The organism is Jiangella rhizosphaerae (assembly GCF_003579925.1).
In the GTDB taxonomy this organism is placed as follows: Bacteria; Actinomycetota; Actinomycetes; order Jiangellales; family Jiangellaceae; genus Jiangella; species Jiangella rhizosphaerae.
In genome coordinates, this window is record NZ_QUAL01000300.1 from 1 (window position 1) to 3,546 (window position 3,546).

General features: G+C 73.1%; 4 protein-coding genes and 2 pseudogenes. 2 read left to right on the top strand and 4 right to left on the bottom strand.

From position 1 onward, the window contains the following. On the bottom strand, positions 1–236 hold a 236-nt coding region (locus DY240_RS23560), incomplete at its 3' end, for a hypothetical protein (RefSeq protein ID WP_147375479.1). 116 nt (positions 237–352) lie between these two features. Next, a pseudogene (locus DY240_RS23565) lies at positions 353–781 on the bottom strand (Hsp20/alpha crystallin family protein); the annotation flags it as partial. Between the two features lie 134 nt (positions 782–915). Here DY240_RS23565 and DY240_RS23570 point away from each other — a divergent pair. Both DY240_RS23570 and DY240_RS34200 read left to right on the top strand, forming a co-directional pair. Beyond that, the gene (locus tag DY240_RS23570; RefSeq protein ID WP_119662180.1) at positions 916–1,221 is read left to right on the top strand and encodes a MerR family transcriptional regulator; all 306 of its coding nucleotides are present in this window, start codon (positions 916–918) and stop codon (positions 1,219–1,221) included. Between the two features lie 138 nt (positions 1,222–1,359). After that, entirely contained in the window at positions 1,360–1,863 is a 504-nt protein-coding gene (locus DY240_RS34200; RefSeq protein ID WP_407659376.1) for a low affinity iron permease family protein, read from the top strand. 177 nt (positions 1,864–2,040) lie between these two features. On the opposite strand, the pseudogene DY240_RS34205 reads toward DY240_RS34200, so the two are convergent. Together DY240_RS34205 and DY240_RS32415 are read right to left on the bottom strand one after the other, a co-directional pair. Beyond that, a pseudogene (locus tag DY240_RS34205) lies at positions 2,041–2,880 on the bottom strand (LLM class flavin-dependent oxidoreductase); the annotation flags it as partial. 44 nt (positions 2,881–2,924) lie between these two features. Next, positions 2,925–3,546: discoidin domain-containing protein (locus DY240_RS32415; RefSeq protein ID WP_199702234.1), on the bottom strand; the 622-nt coding region annotated here is incomplete at its 5' end.

Sequence of the window (3,546 nt, forward strand, 5' to 3'; positions counted from 1 at the left end):
CGCCTCCGGGGCGTCCGGGCCGGCCGCTCCGGCGGCTGACGCCGGGGCGGCGTCGCGGCCGGCGGTCCCTCGGGCCGGCGTTCGGACAGGTCGCACCGCGTGCGGCCGCCCGGTTGGTCGTCCGGCCACGAGGCGGCGACGATCGCGGCGAACTCGGCGTCGATCAGCTCCTGGTCCGCACGGTCCGCGACGGTGATGTGGTCGGTCCCGAAACCGACCTGGACGCTGCCGGGCATCGCCATCGACGTGCGGGTCAGGCGGGCACGGTGTGCCCGTTCTGCACCGACTCGACCTGTCCTTCGACGGCCGGTTCCTGACCGCCGCTCAGCCGCCGCTCGCCGGACTCGCCGTGGGCCCGGATCGCCTGCCGGTCCGCGCCGCCGCTGCTGACGGTGATCTTGCGCGGCTTGGTCTGTTCGGCCACCGGGATGCGCAGGCTCAGGACGCCGGCGTCGTAGCGGGCCGAGATGCGGTCGAGGTCGAGGTTGTCGCCGAGGACCAGCTGGCGGCTGAAGACGCCGCGGGGCCGTTCGGCCGCGATCAGTTCCCTGTCGTTCTCGGGCGTGGGGCGCTCGGCCTTGACGGTGATGACGTTCCGCTCGACGTCGAGGTCGATCGAGTCGGCGGCCACGCCGGGCAGGTCGAACTCGACGATGAACTCGTCGCCCTCGCGCCAGGCGTCCATCGGCATGACGGCGGGACGGGCGAGGGTGCCACGAGCGCCGAACACCTGCTGGGTCAGACGGTCCAGTTCGCGGAACGGATCGGTGCGCATAAGCATCGGTTCCACCTCCATCGCGTCAGAAGAGATGCTCCTTCGACCATGGATCGCTCGGGCTGCGATCTATGGCATGCGCTATAGTTTTTCTATAGCGCTGTGGCGAGAAGTCCGCAAGCATCCGATGGAAGGGGCGTATGACCAGCGGGGACGACGTCGACGCGGCGCGCGGTGTGTACAGCATCTCCGTCGCGGCTGAGCTCGTCGGCATGGGTGTGCAGAACCTGCGCCTGTACGAGGCCCGGGGGCTGCTCACGCCGGCCCGCACCGACGGCGGGACCCGCCGCTACAGCGCCGACGACCTCGACCGGCTCCGTCGCATCGGCCAGCTCCTCGACGACGGCCTCAACCTCGCCGGCATCGCCAAGGTCCTCGACCTCGAGGCCGAGAACGCCCAGCTGCGGGCCGACGCCGGCCACGACGGCCGCTCCGCCACGCCGTAGATGATCACGTTCAGCACGCGATCTCGTGTCGCACCACGCCTGCGATCGTGTCGAGGCTCGGGCAGTCGTGGTGATCACCCTCGTGCCGTCCCAGTGGTACGGACGTGTCCGTTCCGCTCCGATGGGTAAGCGACGGACATGGCGACGACCACCGGCCAGGGTCGCCGGTCGCGCGGAGCGGCGCTGGGCGACCCTCGTAACGACGACGGCGAGGGTGCCGCCGCGTCAGAACAAGCCTCCTGGCATGGTCGCCTGTCGGCGGCGGCACGGGCGGTGGTCGACTTCGCCGGCAGCGCGGCGGCGGCCGTCCTCGCGGCGGTGCTGGTGGCCGCGTGGCTGGTCGTCGCGGTGGTCGAAGGATTCACTCAGGCCTGGCTGAACGTGCTGTTCGGGGTCACCGGAGCGGTCACGTTCGTCATGGTGTTCTTCATCCAGCACGTCAGCGCGCGGGAGCTTCGCGCGGTGATGCTCAAGCTCGACGAGCTGGTGCAGGCCACGGACGGTGCCGACGACGACGTCGTGCACGCCGGGCACGGCTCGCTCGACGAGCAGGAGCGCATCGAGGAGCGCCAGCGCCGGGCGCGGCGCGCGGCGGAACCGCGTCGTCACCCCCTGAGCCGCGGCAGCACCGCCTCGCCGTAGGTGCGGATGGTGCCGGCCGGATCGCGGCCCGCCACGTTCATGACCACGATCGTCGTGGCGCCGAGCTGCTGCAGCGCCTCGAGCTTGCGTACGTGGTCCTCGGGATCGGGGGGAGAACAGGCCGGCGGTCTTGAAGGCGAGGTCGGACACCTGATCGCGGCCGTTGGCCTGGAGCCGGGCCGGCTCGTGGATGTCGTCGCTGTAGTGGCTCTTGACCTGGATGGCCTTCCACTCGCGGGCGCTGTCGAGGGCCGCGTCGCCGGTCTCGTCGACGGCGGCGATCGCCTGCAGGATGATCTCGCCCGGTTCCCGGCCCGCCTCCTCGCACGCCCGGCGGTAGCCGGCGACGACGGCGGGCACCGTGCGCGGGTCGGCCAGGGTCCAGACGCCGTCGGCGTGCCGCCCGGCGATCTGCGCGGCCTGCGGCCCGAAGGCGGACATGAAGACGGGCGGGCGGCGCTCGGGCAGGCTGTACAGCCGCGCGGCCTCGGTCTGGAAGTACCGGCCGCGGAACGTCACGGTCTCGCCGTCGAGCAGCCGGCGGATGATCGTCAGGGCCTCCTCCGACCGGTCCAGCTGCTCGCGCACCGACGGCCACCGCATCCCGGCCGGCACCTCGTTCATCGCCTCGCCGGACCCGACCCCGAGGAAGGCCCGGCCGGGCGCCAGGATCTCGAGGGTGGCGATCTGCTGGGCGACCACGACGGGGTTGTACCGGTGCACGACGGCGGTGACCGCCGGCCCCAGCGCGACCGTGCTCGTCACCTGGCTCGCGGCACCGAGCCACACCCAGGCGTTGCCGCCGGCCGCCGGAGCCGGGTCGCCGGGCTCCCACCACGGCGCCAGGTGGTCGCTGCAGCACACCAGGTCGAAGCCGGCGCGTTCGGCCGCGGCCGCCTGGGCCAGCAGCTCGTCGGGCGGGAAGCGTTCGTGCGCCAGTGCGACGCCGTACGCGAGCTCGTCCGGTTGCCGGCGTCGCGCCCACAGCAGTCCGCGGGCCGATTCGATGACTCCCATGCCGGTCCGGTACCCACGGGCCTGCCGCGGCACGCACCGAGGGGTCAGCGGCCGATCAGGCTGAGCTCGCCGATCGCGGTGAAGTCCCGGCCGCCGGGCTCGGACACCTCGTCCAGGCGGACCCGCACGGTCGTCGTCTCGACCGGCGCGTCGAGCGTGAAGACCTGTGGATCGGGGGTCTCCTCCAGCTCGTAGGAGGCCTCGGTGCCGTCGTCGAAGATCCAGGTGACGGCGAGCACCCGGCGGTTCTGGCCGTAGCGGCGGTCGCCGCTCTCGTCGTCGACCTTCGCGTAGCCGTTGACGATGCCGACCTCGGTGATGGTCCGGGCCGCCGGCAGCGTGAGGACGATCTCCTCGCCGCCGGCGTCGCCCTCGACCCGCCAGGCGGTGCTGGGGTCGCCGTCGACGAGGTTGGACGCCGTGTAGCGGACGGTGTTGCCGGCGCTGTCCACGCCGTCGGGCGCGGTGCCCGGGACCTCGACGTCGGCCCCGGCGGCCACCTCTGCCGCGGGGGGCGGGTCGCCGGCGTCGTCGTCCGCCGGATCCCGCGCGACCAGGATGACCACGACCATCACGGCCACGATCGCGGCCGCCGCCGCGGCGATGGCGAGCACGGCGCGCGAGACCGGCGCCCGTCCGGGCTCCGCGGCCGGCGGCACCGGTGCC